20 protein-coding genes are annotated in these 20,126 nt (G+C 60.2%); 9 read left to right on the forward strand and 11 right to left on the reverse strand.

Going from position 1 to position 20,126, the window contains the following annotated elements:
• Positions 1 to 56 precede the first annotated feature (56 nt).
• The gene (locus RCCGE510_RS14865; protein WP_007631064.1) at positions 57 to 1,970 is read left to right on the forward strand and encodes an ABC transporter ATP-binding protein; all 1,914 of its coding nucleotides are present in this window, start codon (positions 57 to 59) and stop codon (positions 1,968 to 1,970) included.
• Here the strand turns inward: RCCGE510_RS14865 and RCCGE510_RS14870 are convergent.
• On the reverse strand, positions 1,926 to 2,858 hold the full coding sequence (locus tag RCCGE510_RS14870; RefSeq protein ID WP_007631065.1) for an endonuclease/exonuclease/phosphatase family protein: 933 nt from the start codon (positions 2,856 to 2,858) through the stop codon (positions 1,926 to 1,928). The genes RCCGE510_RS14865 and RCCGE510_RS14870 overlap by 45 nt on opposite strands.
• A gap of 285 nt (positions 2,859 to 3,143) precedes the next feature.
• Here RCCGE510_RS14870 and petA point away from each other — a divergent pair, with 285 nt between their 5' ends.
• The 4 genes from petA (at position 3,144) to RCCGE510_RS14890 (ending at position 6,583) form a co-directional block, all read left to right on the forward strand.
• Complete coding sequence (gene petA, locus RCCGE510_RS14875) at positions 3,144 to 3,722, forward strand: ubiquinol-cytochrome c reductase iron-sulfur subunit (RefSeq protein WP_037078757.1); 579 nt, start codon at positions 3,144 to 3,146, stop codon at positions 3,720 to 3,722.
• Positions 3,723 to 3,736: 14 nt separating this feature from the next.
• On the forward strand, positions 3,737 to 5,017 hold the full coding sequence (locus tag RCCGE510_RS14880) for a cytochrome b N-terminal domain-containing protein (protein WP_007631067.1): 1,281 nt from the start codon (positions 3,737 to 3,739) through the stop codon (positions 5,015 to 5,017).
• A 25-nt stretch (positions 5,018 to 5,042) separates the two neighbouring features.
• Positions 5,043 to 5,927 carry a cytochrome c1 gene (locus RCCGE510_RS14885; protein ID WP_007631070.1) on the forward strand — a complete coding sequence of 295 codons (885 nt, stop codon included), beginning with the start codon at positions 5,043 to 5,045 and terminating at the stop codon, positions 5,925 to 5,927.
• Between the two features lie 110 nt (positions 5,928 to 6,037).
• Positions 6,038 to 6,583: an adenine phosphoribosyltransferase gene (locus RCCGE510_RS14890; RefSeq protein WP_007631073.1), complete on the forward strand. Its 546-nt coding sequence runs from the start codon at positions 6,038 to 6,040 to the stop codon at positions 6,581 to 6,583.
• 18 nt (positions 6,584 to 6,601) lie between these two features.
• Here RCCGE510_RS14890 and RCCGE510_RS14895 read toward each other — a convergent pair whose 3' ends face one another.
• Together RCCGE510_RS14895 and RCCGE510_RS14900 are read right to left on the reverse strand one after the other, a co-directional pair.
• Positions 6,602 to 7,069: a MaoC/PaaZ C-terminal domain-containing protein gene (locus RCCGE510_RS14895; RefSeq protein WP_007631075.1), complete on the reverse strand. Its 468-nt coding sequence runs from the start codon at positions 7,067 to 7,069 to the stop codon at positions 6,602 to 6,604.
• Positions 7,066 to 7,530 carry a MaoC family dehydratase gene (locus RCCGE510_RS14900; RefSeq protein ID WP_007631076.1) on the reverse strand — a complete coding sequence of 155 codons (465 nt, stop codon included), beginning with the start codon at positions 7,528 to 7,530 and terminating at the stop codon, positions 7,066 to 7,068. Before RCCGE510_RS14900 ends, RCCGE510_RS14895 begins: the two co-directional genes overlap by 4 nt.
• A gap of 192 nt (positions 7,531 to 7,722) precedes the next feature.
• Here RCCGE510_RS14900 and RCCGE510_RS14905 point away from each other — a divergent pair, with 192 nt between their 5' ends.
• Entirely contained in the window at positions 7,723 to 8,826 is a 1,104-nt protein-coding gene (locus RCCGE510_RS14905) for a hypothetical protein (protein WP_007631077.1), read from the forward strand.
• A gap of 14 nt (positions 8,827 to 8,840) precedes the next feature.
• Here the strand turns inward: RCCGE510_RS14905 and ychF are convergent, their stop codons facing one another.
• The gene (ychF, locus tag RCCGE510_RS14910) at positions 8,841 to 9,944 is read right to left on the reverse strand and encodes a redox-regulated ATPase YchF (protein WP_007631078.1); all 1,104 of its coding nucleotides are present in this window, start codon (positions 9,942 to 9,944) and stop codon (positions 8,841 to 8,843) included.
• A 319-nt stretch (positions 9,945 to 10,263) separates the two neighbouring features.
• Here ychF and clpS point away from each other — a divergent pair, with 319 nt between their 5' ends.
• On the forward strand, positions 10,264 to 10,575 hold the full coding sequence (gene clpS / locus RCCGE510_RS14915) for an ATP-dependent Clp protease adapter ClpS (RefSeq protein ID WP_007631079.1): 312 nt from the start codon (positions 10,264 to 10,266) through the stop codon (positions 10,573 to 10,575).
• 8 nt (positions 10,576 to 10,583) lie between these two features.
• Here the strand turns inward: clpS and RCCGE510_RS14920 are convergent, their stop codons facing one another.
• The 4 genes from RCCGE510_RS14920 to RCCGE510_RS14935 all read right to left on the reverse strand — a co-directional run bounded on the left by RCCGE510_RS14920 (position 10,584) and on the right by RCCGE510_RS14935 (position 15,108).
• Positions 10,584 to 11,045: a GNAT family N-acetyltransferase gene (locus RCCGE510_RS14920; protein ID WP_007631080.1), complete on the reverse strand. Its 462-nt coding sequence runs from the start codon at positions 11,043 to 11,045 to the stop codon at positions 10,584 to 10,586.
• Positions 11,042 to 11,773, reverse strand: coding sequence for an aminoacyl-tRNA hydrolase (pth, locus tag RCCGE510_RS14925; protein ID WP_007631081.1), 732 nt, complete (start codon positions 11,771 to 11,773; stop codon positions 11,042 to 11,044). The genes RCCGE510_RS14920 and pth overlap by 4 nt, the downstream gene beginning before the upstream one ends.
• 197 nt (positions 11,774 to 11,970) lie before the next feature.
• Positions 11,971 to 12,684, reverse strand: coding sequence for a transporter substrate-binding domain-containing protein (locus RCCGE510_RS14930; protein ID WP_007631082.1), 714 nt, complete (start codon positions 12,682 to 12,684; stop codon positions 11,971 to 11,973).
• 105 nt (positions 12,685 to 12,789) lie between these two features.
• The gene (locus RCCGE510_RS14935) at positions 12,790 to 15,108 is read right to left on the reverse strand and encodes an EAL domain-containing protein (protein ID WP_240539659.1); all 2,319 of its coding nucleotides are present in this window, start codon (positions 15,106 to 15,108) and stop codon (positions 12,790 to 12,792) included.
• Between RCCGE510_RS14935 and RCCGE510_RS35600 the strand changes: the two genes are divergently transcribed.
• Positions 15,013 to 15,273 (forward strand): hypothetical protein, encoded by a 261-nt coding sequence (locus RCCGE510_RS35600; protein ID WP_240539660.1) that lies wholly within the window; start codon positions 15,013 to 15,015, stop codon positions 15,271 to 15,273. The genes RCCGE510_RS14935 and RCCGE510_RS35600 overlap by 96 nt on opposite strands.
• A 56-nt stretch (positions 15,274 to 15,329) precedes the next feature.
• On the opposite strand, the gene RCCGE510_RS14940 is transcribed toward RCCGE510_RS35600, so the two are convergent.
• A complete protein-coding gene (locus tag RCCGE510_RS14940) occupies positions 15,330 to 15,938 on the reverse strand; it encodes a 50S ribosomal protein L25/general stress protein Ctc (RefSeq protein WP_007631084.1) in 609 nt (202 codons plus the stop codon).
• 361 nt (positions 15,939 to 16,299) lie between these two features.
• Between RCCGE510_RS14940 and RCCGE510_RS14945 the strand changes: the two genes are divergently transcribed.
• The gene (locus tag RCCGE510_RS14945) at positions 16,300 to 17,844 is read left to right on the forward strand and encodes a hypothetical protein (protein WP_007631086.1); all 1,545 of its coding nucleotides are present in this window, start codon (positions 16,300 to 16,302) and stop codon (positions 17,842 to 17,844) included.
• A 360-nt stretch (positions 17,845 to 18,204) separates the two neighbouring features.
• On the opposite strand, the gene RCCGE510_RS14950 is transcribed toward RCCGE510_RS14945, so the two are convergent.
• Together RCCGE510_RS14950 and RCCGE510_RS14955 are read right to left on the reverse strand one after the other, a co-directional pair.
• Complete coding sequence (locus RCCGE510_RS14950; RefSeq protein ID WP_007631088.1) at positions 18,205 to 19,137, reverse strand: ribose-phosphate pyrophosphokinase; 933 nt, start codon at positions 19,135 to 19,137, stop codon at positions 18,205 to 18,207.
• 105 nt (positions 19,138 to 19,242) lie between these two features.
• Positions 19,243 to 20,058: a hypothetical protein gene (locus RCCGE510_RS14955; RefSeq protein ID WP_007631090.1), complete on the reverse strand. Its 816-nt coding sequence runs from the start codon at positions 20,056 to 20,058 to the stop codon at positions 19,243 to 19,245.
• Positions 20,059 to 20,126: the final 68 nt, after the last annotated feature.

Raw genomic sequence — 20,126 nt, forward strand, 5'->3', positions numbered from 1 at the left:
TTGCGTCCGCTTTTCATTCCCTTTGCCACTCGGCTCAATCCGCCTATATCGCTTCCATGTTCCTGCGCCCTATCCTTCGCCTGTTCGAAACCTGGATCGATCCGTTCCGTCCGTGCGCCAATCTTCAGCCGCCGGGCTCGACGCTCGGTTTCATCCGTTTCTATATCGGCCAGGCGAAGATGCCGTTCGTCGCCATGCTCATTCTCGGCGGCACATCGGCGGCCATCGAGGCCGCACTTTTCTGGTTCGTCGGCCGGCTGGTCGATATCCTTGGCAGTATCAGGCCCGGCGCCGGCTGGAGCGGTCTTCTCGCAGCCCATGGCGGCGAGCTGTTCGGCATGCTCGCTCTCATCGGGCTCGTGCGTTTTGTCATCGCCTTCCTGATCGCGCTCGTCGATCAGCAGGTGATCACGCCGGGTTTCTACAATCTAGCACGTTGGCAATCCTATCTCCATGTCTCCAGGCAGTCTTTGTCGTTCTTCCAGAGCGATTTCTCCGGACGCATCGTTACCAAGGTCTGGTCGGCCGGGCAGGCAACCGGGGATCTCGTCACTTCGCTGATGGAAAGTGTCTGGTTCGTCGGAATTTATGCCGTGACGACGCTGGTGCTCGTCGCCCGGCTGGACATTTCGCTTGCCGCCGTCGTGCTGTTCTGGCTTGGCGCCTTCAGCCTGCTTGCCCGCCACTTCGTTCCACGGATACGGCTTCATTCTCGCGAAACGGCCGAGGCTGGATCGATGCTGAACGGTCGGATGGTCGATTCCTACAGCAACATGCAGACGCTCAAGCTGTTTGCCCGCGACGAGGAAAGCGACCGATACATGCGGCAGGGCTTCGATATCTTTCAGGATACGGTGCTGCGATTCACGCGGTTCATCACCGGCGTCAGGGCCTCGATGGCGCTGCTCTCCGGCCTGATGATCGTGACGATGGCGGGGCTGAGCGTCGATCTCTGGCTGCGCGGCCTGATCAGCTCGGGTGCCGTCGCATTCTCTTTGGCGCTGGTGCTCAGGCTGAATTTCCTGCTCGGGCGGCTGATGACGCAGTTTAACGGTATCATGCGCAATCTCGGCACCATTCAGAACGCCGCCGAGCTGATATCCCAACCTCTGGGGCTCGTCGATCGGCCGGATGCGAAGAGCCTGCTGATCCGGCAGCCCGGCATCCGCTTCGACAATGTTTCCTTCCGCTACGGCAAGGGTCATCTGCCGGTCGTCGAGAATTTCTCCCTGACCATCCACCCGGGCGAAAAGGTCGGGATCGTCGGCCGTTCGGGGGCGGGAAAATCGACGCTGATGAACCTGCTGCTGCGCCTCTACGACATTCAGGACGGCCGCATTCTCATCGACGGCCAGGATATCGCAGCCGTGACGCAGGAATCTCTCAGGATGCAGATCGGCGTCGTCAGCCAGGACACCTCGCTGCTGCACCGTTCGGTGCGCGACAATATCCTGTTCGGACGGCCGGATGCCGGCGAGGAGCGGTTGGTCGAGGCGGCAAGGCGCGCCGAAGCCATCGACTTCATCGAGCGCCTGCAGGATCAGCAGGGCCGTAGAGGTTTCGATGCGCATGTCGGCGAACGCGGTGTCAAACTGTCAGGCGGACAGCGGCAGCGCATCGCCATTGCCCGCGTCATGCTCAAGGACGCTCCGATCCTCGTCCTCGACGAAGCGACATCGGCCCTCGATTCGGAAGTGGAAGAAGCGATCCAATCCAATCTCCATCGGATCATGGAAGGCAAAACGGTGCTTGCGATCGCTCACCGGCTGTCGACGATCGCAGCACTCGACCGGCTGATCGTCGTTGATCTCGGACGGATCATCGAGGAGGGCAGCCATGACCAGCTGCTTCGCCGCGGCGGGCTCTATGCCGAGCTCTGGGCCCGCCAGTCCGGCGGCTTCCTCGCGGCGGACGAGGACGCGGGCTCAAGGGTCGATGGCGAATTCCGCCATGAGGCCAAAATGATTTGATCCGAAGCTGTCCTCGATGCGGCGGACCGATTTCAGCCGCAGGGGCGCCCTGCTGAAGACGTGATCGATCGGAATGCCAAAGGCGCCTGCAGCGATCGGCCATGTCGCCGGCTCCAGCGATACAGTGCCCAAGCCTTGGCTGCGCATGAGATACTGTACGTCGGGCGCCAGAATTGACGTGTTGAAATCGCCGGCAAGGACGAGCGGCCCCGGCAGGGACGGAATAATCTCCGCGAGATCTTCGATTTCCAGGCCATGGAATTCGTCGTAATAGGGCTTGGTGAGGTGCGCGGCGAGGAAATTGACCTTCGTGCCGTCGAAATCGATCGTCGAGATCGTCAGCCGGTTGCGCCAGAGCAGCCCGAGGTTGCGGATGCGAGGCTCGATGAGCGGGCGCTTGGACAGCACCAGCGTATCGCATTCCTGCATGCCGACACCACAGCCGACGTAATAGGGGTAGGCCTTCAATAACCGCGGCAGTGCTGACAGCAGCGGTTCGGCCTCCAGGATGCTGACAACGTCGGCACCCGAGGCGATGGCCATGTCGGCGATTGCTGCGCCGTTGGCGAAATTATCATTCTCGATATTGAAAGACATCAGCTTGAAGAGGGCCGGGCGGCTTTCAGCAATGGCGGGTTCGACGAATTCGCGCGTCATCACCACACCATGGACGGCAAGGACCGCAGAAACGGCGAGCGTCAGCAGCGCATACCAGTGCCGCTTGACGAGCAAGGCTGCGATGGACCCTGCCGCTGCTGCCACCGCCAGATGGATCTGGAAACTGTAAAAGAGGGAAAGCAGATAGAAGTTGCTGACGTATCGCAGTGAGACGATGGCGAGAACGAGGGTTGTGAGAACGCTGAATACGCAGAAAATCGTGTCTCTCATCCGCTCCGGTCCGGCTCGCTGGCGTGATTGCGACTGCGCCTATCACGGCGGCATTTTTGTTGCAATGCAACATAATCGCAAGCTCGTGTTTGCCTCAAAAAATTCATCGGCAATTCCCGCGACATTGTGCCCTCATCCCCTTGCCAAGGCTGGACATAATTTGCGATCAAGCTTAGAACGCGCCGGATTGCCGGGGAATCTATGGCCGAATTGTGTCTAGAGCGATTCGCCGGCAGAGGGGGCAGGGCGGAATTCCGCGATAATTGCGCAGAGGATGGTTAGGCCGTGAGCGAACACGTAACGACAAGCGAGGCTTCAACAGAGCCTACTCGCCGTGATTTCCTTTATCTCACCACTGGTATGGCGGGTGCTGTCGGCGCCGTCGCGGTTGCCTGGCCGTTCGTCGACCAGATGCGTCCGGATGCGTCAACGCTGGCGCTGGCCTCCATCGAAGTCGATGTCGCGAGCCTTGAGCCCGGCATGTCACTGACGGTCAAGTGGCGCGGGAAGCCGATCTTCATCCGCAACCGCACGCCTGAAGAAGTGAAGGCCGCCGCCGATGTTGCGCTGGCGGACCTCAAGGATCCGATCGCCCGCAATGCCAACCTGCCGCCCGAAGCTCAGGCAACGGGTGTCGACCGCTCAGGCGGCAAGGACAAGGAAAACTGGATCGTCATGGTCGGTACCTGCACCCATCTCGGCTGCGTGCCACTCGGCCAGGCCGGCGAATACAATGGTTGGTACTGTCCCTGCCATGGCTCGGTCTATGATACCGCCGGCCGCATCCGTAAGGGTCCTGCGCCGCAGAACCTGGCGATTCCGACCTTTTCATTTATATCCGATACCAAGATCAAGATCGGTTGAGGGGAGACTGATTAATGAGTGGCCATTCCAGCTACGAGCCGTCAACCGGCCTTGAGAAATGGGTCGATGCGCGCCTGCCTTTGCCGCGCATGGTCTATGACAGCTTCATCGCCTATCCGGTTCCCAGGAACCTGAACTACGCTTACACATTCGGCGCCATGCTCGCCGTCATGCTGATCGTACAGATCCTGACGGGCGTTACGCTCGCCATGCACTATGCCGCCGACACGACGCTGGCCTTCAACTCCGTTGAAAAGATCATGCGCGACGTCAACCATGGCTGGCTGCTGCGCTACATGCATGCCAACGGCGCCTCCTTCTTTTTCGTCGCGGTCTACCTGCACATCGCCCGCGGCCTCTATTACGGTTCCTACAAGGCGCCGCGCGAAATCCTCTGGATCCTCGGCGTCGTCATCTACCTCCTGATGATGGCGACCGGCTTCATGGGCTACGTCCTGCCGTGGGGCCAGATGTCCTTCTGGGGCGCGACCGTCATCACCGGCTTCTTCTCGGCCTTCCCGCTGGTCGGAGAATGGATCCAGCAATTCCTGCTCGGCGGCTTCGCCGTCGAGCAGCCGACGCTGAACCGCTTCTTCTCGCTGCATTACCTGTTGCCCTTCATGATCGCCGGCGTCGTCGTCCTGCATATCTGGGCGCTGCACGTCGTCGGCCAGACCAACCCGACGGGCGTCGAGGTCAAGACGAAGACGGACACGGTACGTTTCACGCCCTATGCAACGATGAAGGATGCACTCGGCGTCTCCATCTTCCTGCTGGTCTATGCCTATTTCGTCTTCTACCTGCCGAATTTCCTCGGCCACGCGGATAACTATATCCCGGCTGACGCGTTGAAGACGCCGGCCCACATCGTCCCGGAATGGTACTTCCTGCCGTTCTACGCGATGCTGCGTGCGATCACCTTCAACGTCGGCCCGATCGACTCCAAGCTGGGCGGCGTTCTGGTGATGTTCGGCGCGATCATCGTGCTGTTCTTCCTGCCCTGGCTCGACACTTCCAAGGTCCGTTCGGCCGTCTACCGTCCCTGGTACAAGCTGTTCTACTGGCTGTTCGTGATCAATGCGATCATCCTCGGCTGGCTGGGTTCGCAGCCGGCGGAAGGCCTGTTCACGACAATTTCGCAGATCTGCACGCTTCTCTACTTCGCTTTCTTCCTGGTCGCCATGCCAGTTCTCGGCCTGGTGGAAACGCCGCGCCGTATTCCGAACTCGATCACCGAAGCGGTGCTCGAAAAGCGCAACAAGACAGCTGCTGCCAATGCAGCGGCCAATGCGTAAGCGCGCGGCGGAAGGGAACAAAAATATGAAAACGCTTGTTGCAAGCATTCTTTCGCTCGCTGTCGCTGCTGTTCTCGGCAGCGCCGCCTTCGCGGAGGAAGCGACGCCCGCCAATGGCGCAGCCCCCGCCCATCACGGGGAAGGTTCGACGCCGCACTATCCGCTGAAGGAGCCGAAGGAAGAGGAGTGGACTTTTGCCGGGCCGTTCGGCCATTACGACAAGGGCCAGCTTCAGCGCGGCCTCAAGGTCTACACCGAAGTCTGTTCCGCCTGCCATTCGATGAACCTCGTGCCTTTCCGCATGCTCGGCGAGCTCGGCTATAACCAGGCGCAGGTGAAGGCTTTCGCCGCGAACTACGAGGTCCAGGACGGCCCGAATGCGGCCGGCGAGATGTTTACCCGCAAAGCGGTACCCTCCGACCACTTCCCGGCGCCTTTTGCCAATGTGGAGGCTGCTGCCGCTTCCAACAATGGTGCGGCTCCGCCTGACTTTTCGCTGATCGCCAAGGCCCGCGAAGTCGAGCGCGGCTTCCCGCGTTTCGTCTTCGACATCTTCACGCAGTATCAGGAAAACGGCCCGGACTATATTCACGCGCTGTTGACCGGCTATGAAGAGCCACCGGCCGGTTTCCAGGTGCCGCAGGGCGGACACTATAACCCGTATTTCCATGCTGCTGCCGTTCTTGCCATGCCGAAGCCGCTCTCGGACGGTCAAGTGACCTATGACGACGGCGCGCCGCAGACCGTTGACCAGTACTCCAAGGACGTCTCCTCCTTCCTGATGTGGGCCGCTGAACCGCATCTCGAGGAGCGCAAGCGCACCGGCTTCATGGTCATGATCTTCCTGGCGATCTTCACCGTGCTGATCTACCTGACGAAGCGTTCGGTCTACGCCAGCAAGGAGCATTGAGCGCTCCTTGCAGGAATCTTGGAGGCGGCTCGCGAGCCGCCTTTTTTGTTGGTTCCGCTCCTGGCAATTGATAGGGTGCGGCCAATTTCGCTCGCAGATATGGACTTTCCATGGACAAGAATATGACTTCGGAGCTGGCAACCAGCATCCGCTCCATCCACGATTACCCCAAGCCCGGCATCATCTTCCGTGACATCACCACGCTGCTCGGCAACCCCCGTGCTTTCCGCCGGGCGGTCGATGAACTGGTGCAGCCCTATGCCGGCACGAAGATCGACAAGATCGCCGGCATGGAGGCGCGCGGCTTCATCCTCGGCGGCGCGGTGGCGCACCAGCTTTCCTCGGGCTTCGTGCCGATCCGCAAAAAGGGCAAGCTGCCGCACGAGACCGTGCGCATCGCCTACAGCCTGGAATATGGCGTCGACGAGATGGAGATGCATCGCGATGCGGTGCAGCCGGGCGAGAAGGTGATCCTGGTCGACGACCTGATCGCCACCGGCGGCACCGCAGTCGGTGCCACGAAGCTGCTGCGCCAGATCGGCGCGGAAGTGGTCGGCGCCTGCTTCGTTATCGATCTGCCGGACCTTGGCGGCCGCAGAAAACTGGAAGAACTCGGCGTTGTCGTGCACACGCTGGTCGAATTCTCGGGCCACTGAATACCTATTCGGGCGGCGTCAGTCGAATTCGAGCACGCCGCTTTCGAAGCGCATAACCGGGTCGCCGTTTTGATTGACACCCTCGCAGAGGATGGTGTTGAGGTGCCAGCCCGGCCGCGACGCGAGCGGCCGGCTGGAGAGGAGGACGACGGAGTAACTTACGACGTCGCCTGGGAAGATCGGCCGCAGCCATTGCAGTTTCTGGAAGCCGGGTGAGGGGCCGAGGTTCGGAGGCGTCAGGCCTCTTTGTGCGAGGGCGACGCTCTGGCTTTTCCAGAAGGCGAGGAAGGTTCGCATCCAGGCGGCGGTGGTGTGCCAGCCCGAAGCGCAAAGGCCGCCGAAGAGGGTATCCTTGGCTGCTTCCTTGTCGACGTGAAAACGCTGCGGATCGAAGCGTCTGGCGAAACGGATGATGTTTTCCTCGGTGAAGGTGTAGCTGCCGATCTCGGCTTTTTCACCGATGGTGTAAAGTTCGGACATTCTCATGATGGAACCTCCCGGCGCATGCGGATCATGACCGAATTTTCCGAGAGGCAGACGAGTTCGCCACGCTGGTTTTCCATCTCGTGACGGAACTTGACGATGCCCATGCCGGGGCGCGAGCGCATCGATCGGGCTTCGAGCACGGTCGAGTGGCCCTGCAGCGTATCGCCTGCCAGCACCGGCTTGCGCCATTCCATCAGGTCTATGCCCGGCGCACCCTCGCAGAGCGCGTTCAGTATATAGCTGTCAGCCATCATACGCATCAACATCGAAGAAGTATGCCAGCCGGAGGCAGCGAGACCGCCGAGAATGCTGGCGCGGCCGGCAGCCTCGTCGATATGCATCGGCTGCGGGTCGAACTCCCGTGCGAATTCGATGATCTCCTCGGCCAACACCAGCTTCGGGCCGAGGGCGAAGCGGCGGCCCGGCTCGAAATCCTCCAGGGAAAGCTTTTCTGCCGACATTTTTTCCTCCGCCATATGCAGCGCCTAGAACAGGATGTTTTGAGGCGGGTCGGCCTAAAATCTGATTCCTGTTCTAAATTAAATAGTTAGATCATTATGTCGTCCGAAAACCGCTTACACTTCTCGGCATCATGCTCTAGTGCTTACAATAGCATCCGCGCGGGCTCAATGATTCCGGGGAGATAAACCGGCATGACGGAACTGAGGTCGATACTGGACGAGGCAGCGCGCCAAGGGCTGATTTCGCCCGAGGCGGGCGGGCGGCTTTTGCCGTTCCTGAGCGAACGTGGCGTCGCTGTCGTCGGACATCCCGCTGGCGTTGCCGAGGTGCAGCCGGCCATGGCGGTGGAGGGGCTGGCCTGGTCGGATACCGAGACGCCGCGTTTTGTGCGCGGGTTCCACGACGTGCTGATCACGATTGGCGTCATCGTGGCGCTTTGCGGCCTCTGGGGGCTTGCCGCACTTTATGCTGTGCTGCCTGCCATCATCGTGCTTTCGGAAATACTGGTGCACCGCCAGCGTCTCGCTTTGCCGGCCGTCAGCCTGACGATCGCGCTGTTTTGCTGGACATGTTTGCTGATGTCCCATTTCTTCCCGCCGTGGACGCCCACCTCCCAATCCTTCGGAGCGGAGGCGACGCAGTTCGTCGCCGGCTTCCCGATCATCCTCGGCGCTTATTACGTCCGCTATCGCGTGCCGCTGTCGCTTGCGCTCTGCATCATGTCGGTGCTTGCTTTCGTCCTCACTCTGCTTTTGCGGCTGGTGCAATGGGCGAGCGGCAATCCGGCGTTTTTCCTCGATCATCCCGTCGTGCTGGCGCTGCTTGCCCTTGTCTGCGCGCTCGGATTGTTTGCCATGGCGCTCTATTTCGATCTCGGCGACCGGCTGCGACGGACGACGCGTTCCGACATCGCGTTCTGGCTACATCTCGGCGCCGCGCCGGCGCTGCTCTACAGCACGGTTTCCCTGCTGTCGTTCGGGGGAGACGTCCGTATCTTCGACGTCGCGAACATGTCGACGCGGACACCTGCAGTCGTTGCGACGGTGACGGCGCTGATGCTGATCGGTCTCATCATCGACCGGCGTGCCTTCGTCACATCGGGGCTGCTGTCGCTCGGCGTGGCGATTTTCAGCGTCTTCCGGCAGGGAAGCGCCACGGCCGACACCTATATTTTCACGACGCTGATCGTCGTCGGCGCAATCGTATTGATCATCGGTACCGGTTGGATGCCGCTTCGGCGGCTGGTGCTGCGCGCATTGCCACCGGCGATCGCAAACAGGCTGCCGCCGGGTTAAGGCGGCAGCGTTGCTTAGGTGTTGAAACGGAAATGGATGACGTCGCCGTCCTGGACGACGTATTCCTTGCCTTCGTCACGCGCCTTGCCGGCATCCTTGGCGCCGACTTCGCCGTTATACTTGATGTAATCGTCATAGGCGATGGTGTTGGCGCGGATGAAGCCGCGCTCGAAATCCGAATGGATGACGCCGGCGGCCTGCGGCGCCTTGGTGCCGCGCTCGATCGTCCAGGCGCGCGTTTCCTTCGGGCCGACGGTGAAATAGGTGATGAGGTGGAGCAGCTTGTAGCCGGCGCGGATCAGCCGGTCGAGACCTGCCTCGTCAAGGTCGAGGGCGGATAGGAATTCCTTGGCCTCATCCTCGGGAAGCTGAGCGACCTCAGCCTCGATCGCCGCCGAGATGACAACGGTTTCGGCACCTTGTTCCCGAGCCATGACGGCGACGGCCTCGGTGAATTCGTTGCCTGTGGAGGCCTCGGCCTCGGCGACGTTGCAGACGTAGAGCACAGGATGCGAGGTCAAGAGGTTGAGGCTCTTGAGGATTGCGATTTCGTCGGCACCAAGCGTCGACAGCAGCGTTCGCACCGGCTTGCCTTCGTTGAGCAGCTTGAGCGACGCGTCCATGATCGGCAGCATCGCCATCGATTCCTTGTCCTTGCCGATGGCGCGTTTGCGCGTCTGCTCGGTGCGGCGCTCCAGGCTTTCGAGGTCGGCGAGCATCAGCTCGGTCTCGATCGTCTCGGCATCGGCGACGGGATTGATGCGGCCTTCGACATGGGTGATGTCGCTGTCTTCGAAGCAACGCAGCACATGGACGATGGCATCGACTTCGCGGATATTGGCGAGGAACTGGTTGCCGAGGCCTTCACCCTTCGAGGCGCCGCGCACGAGGCCGGCGATGTCGACGAAGGAGATGCGGGTCGGGATCAGTTCCTTCGACTTGGCGATGTCGGCAAGCTTGCGCATGCGCGGATCGGGCACGGCGACTTCGCCGGTGTTCGGCTCGATGGTGCAGAAGGGATAGTTCGCCGCCTGTGCCGCGGCCGTCTTGGTGAGCGCGTTGAAGAGGGTTGATTTGCCGACGTTCGGCAGACCGACGATGCCGCATTTGAAACCCATGGCGTATACCTGCTGTTCTTAAATTCGTTGCTGGTGCCTATGGGATAAAGGAGCAATGTGGTCAAGTCTTAGAGAGCTTTTACCTTGCTCACTTGCCGACGGATCGGTGATGACCTATTCTTTATGGCGACGGAGATTTCGACGCACGGGCGGATGTCGTCAATATGCCGGTCACCAGCTGATCCTCTCGATGCCAGACCGGCGTTGCTGCTCACTCAAAGCCGGGAATTGCGACGGCAGGCCTGTCGAAAGACTTGTTATCGACAATGATTCAATGGTTCTGACATTCCTGACCCATGTCAACGGGTGGATTTTTCCGATGAGTGACAATGACATTGCCCTAAAGCCGAAGACCAAGGTGAAGCTGAAGCTGGACAAGCCGAAGCTCTACAAAGTCATTCTCGTCAATGACGATTATACCCCGCGCGAATTGGTCATCGTGATCCTGAAATCCGTCTTCCGTATGAGCGAGGAGACTGGCTACCGGGTAATGGTGACCGCGCACAAGCTCGGCTCCTGCGTCGTCGTGGTCTGCGCCAGGGACATTGCCGAGACCAAGGCCAAGGAGGGCATAGACCTTGCGAAGGAAATGGGCTTTCCGTTGATGTTCACGACGGAGCCGGAGGAGTAAGTTCGGGTTCAGGGCCGGCGGATCTGAAAGCCGGTCTTACCCCGCACGAAGCCGCAATTTTCGTAGAAGCGATGCGTCGCCGGGTTCGTCGAGCCGGTCAGCAGCATCACCTTGTAGCAACCGGCCTTCCAGGCCTCAGTCACCGCATGGCCGACGACGGCGTCGGCATAACCGCGCTGGCGGTGATCGGCATGGGTGACGACGTTTTCAATCAGCGCATAGGAGGCGCCGTTCCGCGTCAGGTTCGGTACGACGATCAGTGTCGCTGTGGCAGCGGCAAGATCGCCTGCAAAGCCGATAAAAACAGTCATGCCTGGCTGGGCGAGGATGGCGGAGAATCGTTCTTCGGCAATGGCCTTGTCGAGAACCGGATCGATCGGATTTAGATGCAGATAGAGGACGGTCAGTCCCGGGAGATCGCTTGCCGCGGCGGGACGGATGGCGAAATTCTGCTCCGGCACCGGCCTCATTCCCCCTTGTTGCCGAACATTTTCTTCAGAATATCGGCCATAGGGCCGGTGGCCAGCACCTTCGGCTGATTGTGATTGCGGGCCTGGTGGACATGCGACTGGCCGGCCGGCGTCTTTCCGGTCGTCTTGTTCTCCTTCCGCGGCTTCTCCTCCTCAGCCTTACCGCCGAGCGCCAACGCGATCTTGTTCATCAGTTGCGAATCCTCGTTTCGCACCAGCATGTCGGCATTGTCGGCAAGCGTGTCGAGAAGCGGATCCAGCCAGGCCTTGTCGGCCTTGGCGAAATCGCCGAGCACGTGGTTCTGCACCATTTCCTTGACGCCGGGATGGCCGATGCCGAGGCGCAGCCGCCGGTATTCCCTGCCGCAATGGGCGTCCAGCGACTTGATGCCGTTGTGGCCGCCGTGGCCGCCGCCGGTCTTCAGCCTCGCTTTACCCTGGGGAAGGTCGAGTTCATCGTAGATCGCAACAAGATCGGCAGGCTGGAGCTTATAGAAGCGCATCGCCTCGCCGACGGCTTCGCCGGAAAGATTCATGAAGGTCTGCGGCTTGACCAGCAGCACCTTGTCGCCGCCGAGTTCGCCCTCGGCGATTTCCGCCCTGAACTTCTTCGACCAAGGCGAGAAGCTGTGGCGCCGATGAATGGCATCGACGGCCATGAAGCCGATATTATGGCGGTTGCCGGCGTATTTGCCGCCGGGATTGCCGAGACCCGCGATGATCAGCATGGCCTGTCTTTTCCTCGCTAAAGCATGTCGCGCAAAAGTGTGCAGCGGTTTTGCGACAACGACATGCGTAAAAACAAAGACCTAAAGCACGACGAGCGAATCTGAAAGATCGTGACGCGCTTTAGAACGTCCCGACGTTCACCACCGCGAAACGATGGCAAAGTCAAGCGGAAAGGGCATGAGCCAATTGAGCAGAATCACTCCGACAGGTTCATGCCGTATTTCAGGAAGATCTGCTTCTGGTCGCCATCGGCGATCAGCTTGTCGAGGGCAGTCTGCATCCTGGCGAGCAGATCGTCCGGAAAGCTTTTCTCGCAGGCGATGCTCATCGGCTGGGCGGAGAGCACGGTCACCATTTCCACCGGCTGATCGGCCTTCAGCTTTTCGAAATAGAGTTCGGAGATCGGCATCATGTCGATGCGTCCGCCAAGCAGCTTGCGCAGCGTCGCGTTGAAGTCGCTGGCGACATCGAGCTTGGTGAAGCCCTTCTCCTTCAGGATCGTCTCGGTATAATCCTCGCGTTGGGTGCCAATCGTGTATTTCTTCGCCTCGTCCAGCGTGTTGGCGGTGACGCCTGAACCTTTGCGGGTGATCAGGATGTTGCGATCGATGAGCAGCGGCTCGACCCATTTGAACAGCGCGTCGCGTGCGCCATTGTGGGCGGTCGCGAAGACACAGGTCATCGGCGCCGTGCGGGCAAGGCCGAAAGCGCGCGCCCACGGCATGATCTCGATGGTGTAGTCGACGCCGATCGCGGCCATCACCTTTTCGACCTGCTCGACCGTCGCGCCCTTAATCTCCTTGCCTTCGCGATAGTTGAAGGGGGCGTAATCCTCGGTGGTGAAAGTCACCGTTTGCGCATGGGCGGCGCAGGGCAGCGCCAGACATGCGAGAAGCAGGAGCTTTTTCATCATATCGTCTCCGTCGTTCCCGCTGCATAATTCCTTTAAATTATGCAGCATTTCACAGTGCTAAAGCGTCCTTTGCGCGTCTGAAAAGACGCGCGGCGCTATCATTCATGAGGCGCGTGCGACAGCCGATTCCGAGGCCATCAGTTGCTCGATCAGCACGGCGGCGTGCTGTGGACGGTGGAAGAGGTAGCCCTGGCCATAATCAAGCCCCATCTGGTGAAGCGTGCGGCATTCCTCTTCGGTCTCGATGCCCTCGGCGATGACGGTGCAGTTCATCTTGTGGGAGAGCGTGGTAATGCCTTCGATCAGCATGCGGCTCTTCTGGCGCACGTCGTCATCACCGTCATTGATCGCACGGGTGAAGGACTGGTCGATCTTGATGATGTCGACAGGGAAGCGGTTGAGGTAGCTCAGCGACGAATAACCGGTGCCGAAATCGTCAAGCGCAATGCGGCAGCCGAAGCGGCGAAGCTCGGTAACGATCATACGGATCTGCGGGTTGTCGTGCATGAGCACGGCTTCGGTGATCTCGACGACGATTCGCTCGGGGCGGATGCCATGGCGACCGACGATGGCGGCAAGGCGGGCCGGCAGCGCCGGCTCGAACTGCAGCGGCGAGAAATTGATGGCGAGATAGGCATCCTGCATGCCGGATATGCGGGAGATCTTGGCGAGATTGCAGATCGCCTTTTCCATGATGACGTTGCCGATGCGGACAATCTTTGCCGTCTCTTCGGCGACGCAGATGATCTCGGCCGGCGGCATCAAGCCTTTCTGCGGATGGTTGAGGCGCATCAGCGCTTCAAAACCGGCAATACTGCGACCGTTCAGATTGACGATCGGCTGCAGGAAGGCCTCGAACCAATTGTCGACGAGGCCGGCTTCGATATTGGCCTCGATCTCGGCGCGGCTGCGGGCACGGTCGAGCATGGCATTGTCGAAGAGCTGCGCGCCATTCTTGCCGTCGCGTTTCTTGGCATACATCGCCAGATCGGATTTTTGCAGCAGTTCGGCCGCGGTTGCGGCATGGTGCGGATAGATGGCGATGCCGACGGAAGCACTCAGATGCATGTCGGGAGCGAACGGCGTTTCGAAGATCGAGGCGATCTGCTCGCACATCATCTTGGCGCGTTTTTCGGCGTCCTTCGCCGGCAGCAGGATGGCAAATTCGTCGCCGCCGAGACGGGCCGCCTCATCGGAGGGGGCGAGATAGGTCTTCAGACGCTCGACAAGCTCGATCAGCGCCATGTCGCCGGCGGCATGGCCCATATTGTCGTTGATCCACTTGAAGCGATCGAGATCGACGAAGAGGCAGGCGAGCTCCTGGCCGGCCGCGTCGGCGGCGGCGATCTTGTTGTCGAGCGCGGCTTCAAAGCCCTGGCGATTGAGAAGCCCGGTCAGGTGATCGGTGATCGCCTGGCGGTGGTTGCGGTCCTCGGAGGCCTTGAGTTCGGTCACATCGGTCATGACCGATAGCGAGAGCCGGTCGTGAGCGCCGGCTTCTGCCTCCGATTCCATGATGAGGACGTCCATGATGCGGCCATCCAGGCAGACGAACTTGACGGTGACGGTCATGCCGCTTTCGGCCTGACGGCGCTTGAGGAACTTGTCGCGGGTGGTTGATGTGACGAGATCGGCGAAGTTGCGGCCGATGACGGCGGCGCGGCTATATCCTGTGGCAAGCAGCCAGTAATCGCTGACGGCGGTGATGCGGCCTTCCTCGTCGAGCGAGAAGAGCATGGCGGGCGTCAGATTATAGATGTCGGTGGCGCGGCGGTGGGCGAGCTTCAGCTCCTTTTCCTCGCTTTCAAGCTTGGTCTGCATCTCGTTGAAGCTGCGGGCAAGGCGTCCCATCTCGTCGTTCGACTGCCAGTCGACATGATGGCGGGAGCCCAGCTGGCGGGTGGCCTCGATGGCTGCCGTCAGCCGCATCAGCGGCTGGATCACGAAGAAGCGATTGCCGATCAGCGCGGTGCCGAAAACGGTCAGCACCGCGAAGATGAAGATCGAGATGAAGACGACCTCTTCCTGCTTCAGGCCGGAAAACAGGCCGAGCGCCGGATAATAGACGCTGATGCTCCCGAGGTTCTTCGGACCGTCGACGGTGTTGTAGATGATGGCGCGCGACACCTGGACGAGCTTGCCGTTGAAGGAGCGCGGAATGGTGGACTGACTGATGTCGAGCTGGCCTGACTGGTCGCGCACCTCGACCTTGACGATGGCGCCCTGCGAAACGACCGTCGCGCTGATCTGGGTGACGCTCTCCTCATCGAGATCCCAGAGCGGCTTCGCCAACGCTTGGGCATTGGCGACAAGAAGAACGGAAATATGATCGCGTATTTCCTTGTCGGCCCGTTCCGAGGAAAGAAAAAGGAAAAGAACAAAAAGGGGAGCGACAAAAATAAGCAGCGCTCCGCAAACTATCGCAAAAAATCTGTTCTCAACGGAATTGTTCATTGGTTCCGTCTACTCCCCCAGGCCGGCCATACTTGCTGTCGCGCGCTCGGGCAGGCTTCTTCGCAGCTGACGGAGCATGCTTTCACGAATTTGTTAAATGTTGCTGAAACGGGGGTGTTTGACGGGCAATGAAAAGCCCGCTTTCCAGGGGAAAGCGGGCCGTATGCTTTACAAATTGGTCGAAGCGATCAGGCTTCGGCTCCGCCTTCTGCAGCGGTCTCGTCAATGCCGCCGGCCGGGGCAATGATGGTCGCGATCGTGAAGTCGCGATCGATGACCGGGGTGACGCCCTTCGGCAGGGTGACTTCCGAAATATGGATGCTGTCGCCGATCTTCTTGCCGTTGAGGTCAACGTTGAAGAATTCAGGGATTGCATCGGCCGGGCAATGAACTTCAACTTCATGGCGAACGATGTTCAGAACGCCGCCGACCTTGATGCCCGGGGACTTCGCTTCATTGATGAAGTGAACGGGGATTTCGACGGTCACCTGGGTGTTGCCGGAGACGCGCAGGAAATCGACATGCATCGTGAAGTCACGGACCGGATCGAGCTGGTAGTCCTTCGGCAGAACCTTGTATTTCTTGCCGTCGACTTCGATCGTTGCCACAGTGGTCATGAAACCACCGGCATGAATGCGCTTCGTCACCTCATTGGTGTTGAGAGCGATGGCAATGGGGGCCTGCTTGTCACCATAGATGACAGCGGGAATTAAACCGTTGCGGCGAAGTTCACGGGCGGACCCCTTACCAACCCGTTCGCGCGCCTCGGCCTTGAGCTCGTAAGTTTCCTGGCTCATGGCTATTCCTTTCGAGGTTATTTGGAGAGTTCGACGGCGGGCAAAAGCCTTACTCCGACGAACCGGAGGCGGGTATGACCCAACCTCATCCGCATTGCCTCCAAGGGTGTCTACGCGGACCGGTGGCCTATATTATAAGTCTCTCGGAAACGCAAGTTGCGGATTAGGCCTGTTTTTCGATGACATACGCGCTTTGGCGGGCCGAATGCCATGTCCGGAGACGGTGTTTGCGCCTACCTCGAAATCAGCAGTCGCGTAAAGCTGCAAAATCAGCATTCCCCATCATAGCTGAGGTTGACATCGGCGCACTTCACCTCTTTGGATGCCGCATTCAAAAAAGCGGTTGAGGAGAAATCGGACTATGCGTCTCAAACTTGTCACGGCAACGAGCTTGCTGGCACTTTGCCTTGTCACTACGGCGCAGAGCGTCGAGATCAACCAGGACGGCGCCGATGCGCTCAAGGGCACCCTGACGAAGCTGCTTCCGGAGGAACTGGGGAAGAGTGGTCTGATCACCGTCAATCCCGCGAAAACGCGCTACGAGATCATCTACGATCTGGCGAAGCTGCTGACCAAGGTCGATCCAGCGACGTTCACGATCAACGGGCTGGCGCCGTTCTCGACGTTCGCCACACCGCTCGACAGCGGCCTCTGGAACATCGAAGGCGACAATAAGTTCGATGTCTCCGGCCATTTTAAAGGCAAGGACGAGAAGCCGACGAATTTCTCCTACTCCATCGCTTCGCTTGTTTACTCCGGCGTCTTCGACCCGGCGATCAGCTATCTGCGCTCCGGCACCTCCACGGCCAAAGACATCAAGCTCACCAGCAAATCCGACACCGACGAAGTCAGTGCCAGCATCGCCAGCATGCACCAGAAGCTGACTTCGACGGACAGCGCAGGTGGCAACGGGCGTATCGATCTTACGGGCAGCGGCTCGATGTCGACTTTCGTGGAGCAGGTTTCCGGCGCGCAAATGCCGCCCGTCGAGATCCGTGCCGATTCGATCGATGTCGAGGCCAAGGTGAACGGCCTGCCGGCGAAGCAGATCCGCGAGATGGTCTTCTTCGTCCTCGATCATGTCGAGGAAAAGGAGTTGAGCCCCGAAAACAGCGACAAGATCAAGGGTATCCTCAAGGAGGCCTTGCCGCTTCTTACCTCGTTCAGCGAGACGATCGGGGTCAATAATCTGGCCGTCAGCACCCAGATGGGCAATGGCGGCGTCAAGGCGTTCGGCTATAACGTCGCCATGGATGGGCCGAGCGACGCCATGCGTTTTGGCTTCGGCATGAATGCGCAAGACATCAGCCTCGACAGCCCGTTGATGCCGGCAAGCTATTCGGCTTTCATGCCGACCAGCTTCGATCTGCAGCTTGCGGTTCCTCACCTGGATTTCGCAGGTTTTGGCGATGCCTTCATGGCGATGGATTTCAATGGCAAGGCGCCGGAGACGAGCGGCGAGGAGATGGGCAAGAAGCTCTTCCGCGACGGCCAGCTTACGGTCGAATTTCCGAAGATCAGCGCTAAGTCGGACGTCTACGATATCGACATGACCGGCAAGATCGAAGGACGCGTCGATAGCCAGAAGGACTATTCGATGGAGGCGACCATCCTTGCCCGCGATCTCGACAAGACGATCGCCGCGGTCCAGGAGCTTGCCAAGACGGATCCCGATCTCAACCAGGTTTCCTTCGGCATCATGATGGTGAAGGGCTTTGCCAAGACCGATGCGGATGGACGCTCGCGCTGGGATATCAGCATCAGCCGCGATGGCGCGATCGCCGTCAACGGGCAGGTTGTCAAGGGGCCGGACGGTCCGGATCAAGATCAGGGGCTGGAGCCAGACCAGGAGCAGGAACCGGATCAGGGCCAGGACGCGGTACCTGCGCCGCCACAGCAGCCTTGAGCGTTATCAATCGGGATCTGAATGAAAGAGGCCGGCCTTGTGCCGGTCTCAGCTTGTTGAACAACTCTGTTCTTTATTCGGCGTGATCCTCGGACTTGTGCCGGGAATCTGCTGCCCTATAGCCCGGCGGGCGATGGTCGGGACAAGCCTGAGCATGACGGGGTGCCGACTTAGTCAGCAGTCTGAGGTCGGCTTTATGCCGGCATTTTTGCGTCTTGCGTGACAAGCTTCGCCGAACGATCGGAATGGCGGTTTATTCTGGGCTTTCGTTTCCAGCAATTCACGTGGCTCGGAGAGCATATTCGGTATATCTTGGTCCACCTGATGAATTGAAAAGAGCCGTTCGAATGCCGGCTCTTTTTAATCGAAGAGGCTGGAAACGGACTCTTCCTGGGCCGTTCGGCTGATGGCTTCGCCGATCAGCGGCGCTGTCGTCACGATGCGGATATTGTGTGCCGAGAGCACGGCCGTGGTCGGCTGGATCGAATCCGTGATGACGAGTTCGCGAAGCTTCGAAGAGGTGACGCGGGTGACCGCGCCGCCGGAGAGGACGCCGTGGGTGATATAGGCGGTGACGCTGGCTGCGCCCTTGGCCAACATGGCGTCGGCCGCGTTGCAGAGCGTCCCGCCGGAATCGACGATGTCGTCGATCAGCAGGCAGTCCTTGCCGGTGATGTCGCCGATGATGTTCATGACTTCGGAGTCACCCGGCCGATCGCGACGCTTGTCGACGATGGCCAGAAGACAGTCCAGCCGCTTGGCAAGCGCGCGGGCGCGAACCACGCCGCCGACATCAGGTGAGACGACCATGACGTTGCTGAGGTCATAATGGCTCTTGATGTCGCGCGTCAGCACGGGCATGGCGAAGAGATTGTCTGTGGGTATATCGAAGAAGCCCTGGATCTGTCCGGCATGAAGATCGAGCGTCATGACGCGGTCAGCGCCGGCTTCGGTAATGAGGTTTGCGACCAGCTTGGCGGAGATCGGGGTGCGGCCTGAAGCGCGACGGTCCTGACGCGCATAGCCGAAATAGGGAAGCACCGCAGTGATGCGGCGGGCTGAGGACCGACGCATCGCGTCGATCATGATCAGCAGTTCCATCAGGTGATCGTTAGCGGGAAAGGCGGTGGGCTGTACGAGGAAAACGTCCTCGCCGCGCACATTTTCCTGGATTTCCACGAAGATTTCCTGATCGGCAAATCTTCGAACACTGGCTCTCCCCAAGGGAACGTTGAGATAGGTGCAGATCGCTTCGGCGAGTTGCCGGTTCGAATTGCCTGCGAAAACCTTCATTTTGGTCCGCCTGTTATGCGCTGATAGCCGCGCTTTTTAGCCAGCTTCCCCGTGAATGCAAGGGGAAAGGCGCCACAGGCTTTCATATTTGCAAAAAGTTTGTGACTAACCGCCCTGCGCCTGCCGCCAGGAGGAGAACTCCGCGATGGTTTTCGAGCCGATCTGCTGCATCACCGAGGCAGGAACGCCCGCCCAGGGGTCGGCGGCCGCAGTCGGCACGCTTTCCTGCCCCTGAATGCGGTGCAGGCGGCCGCCGCCACTGTCGAGAACGTCCCAGACATAGACCACGGTGACCTTGCCATCGTCGCTGAAGGCGGAGAGGTAGCCTTTGAGAATGTAGTCGCTGCTCGCATCCGTCGAGCTCTTGATGGAAAGGCCGTGCGCGCGGGCCTCGGCGCCGAGCTGGCGCGAGAGTGGCGTCACCGCCTGCACCGGCGCGCCGATGATCGGCAGGAAGCGAACGGTGTTGCCGCGGCCAGAGGAGGCGCCGGTGTTGATAGCGGCGGTCTGTTGTGGCTGTTGTACGGCGGGGGGCTTTCCAGACTGCGCGGGAGGCTCGCCGTCGGCCGGCGGCAGCGATTGTCCCTCGATCGGCGCGGAGGCGGCAGGCGAGGAACTGCTCCGCGACAGGGAGTCTGCCTGCTCCTGCATTGTCGTCGGCGGGGCGCCGGTGCCGGCCCGATAGGCCTGCTGCGACTGATCATAGGCTGGATGGTAGCTGCCCGGCTGCGAATTTCCGGCGAGGACCCGTTGGCGGGAGCCCGCCAGATCCTCGGCTTCGCTCTGCGTCACCGGGCTCGACGACGCAGGCCCGGAAGAATCGCCGATATCGACCTGCGGTGTCAGCGCATCGGTGGTATTGCAGGCGGCCAGCAGCGCCGTGACGACCAGGAACGTGGGCACAATCGCAGCTCGCGTCATCCCTTGATCCGTCCTTCCCATCGCATCAGCCCCGTCCGAATTTATGCGGGCGGGGGGCGGCGTCTGTC

The organism is Rhizobium sp. CCGE 510, assembly GCF_000292525.1.
GTDB lineage: Bacteria > Pseudomonadota > Alphaproteobacteria > Rhizobiales > Rhizobiaceae > Rhizobium.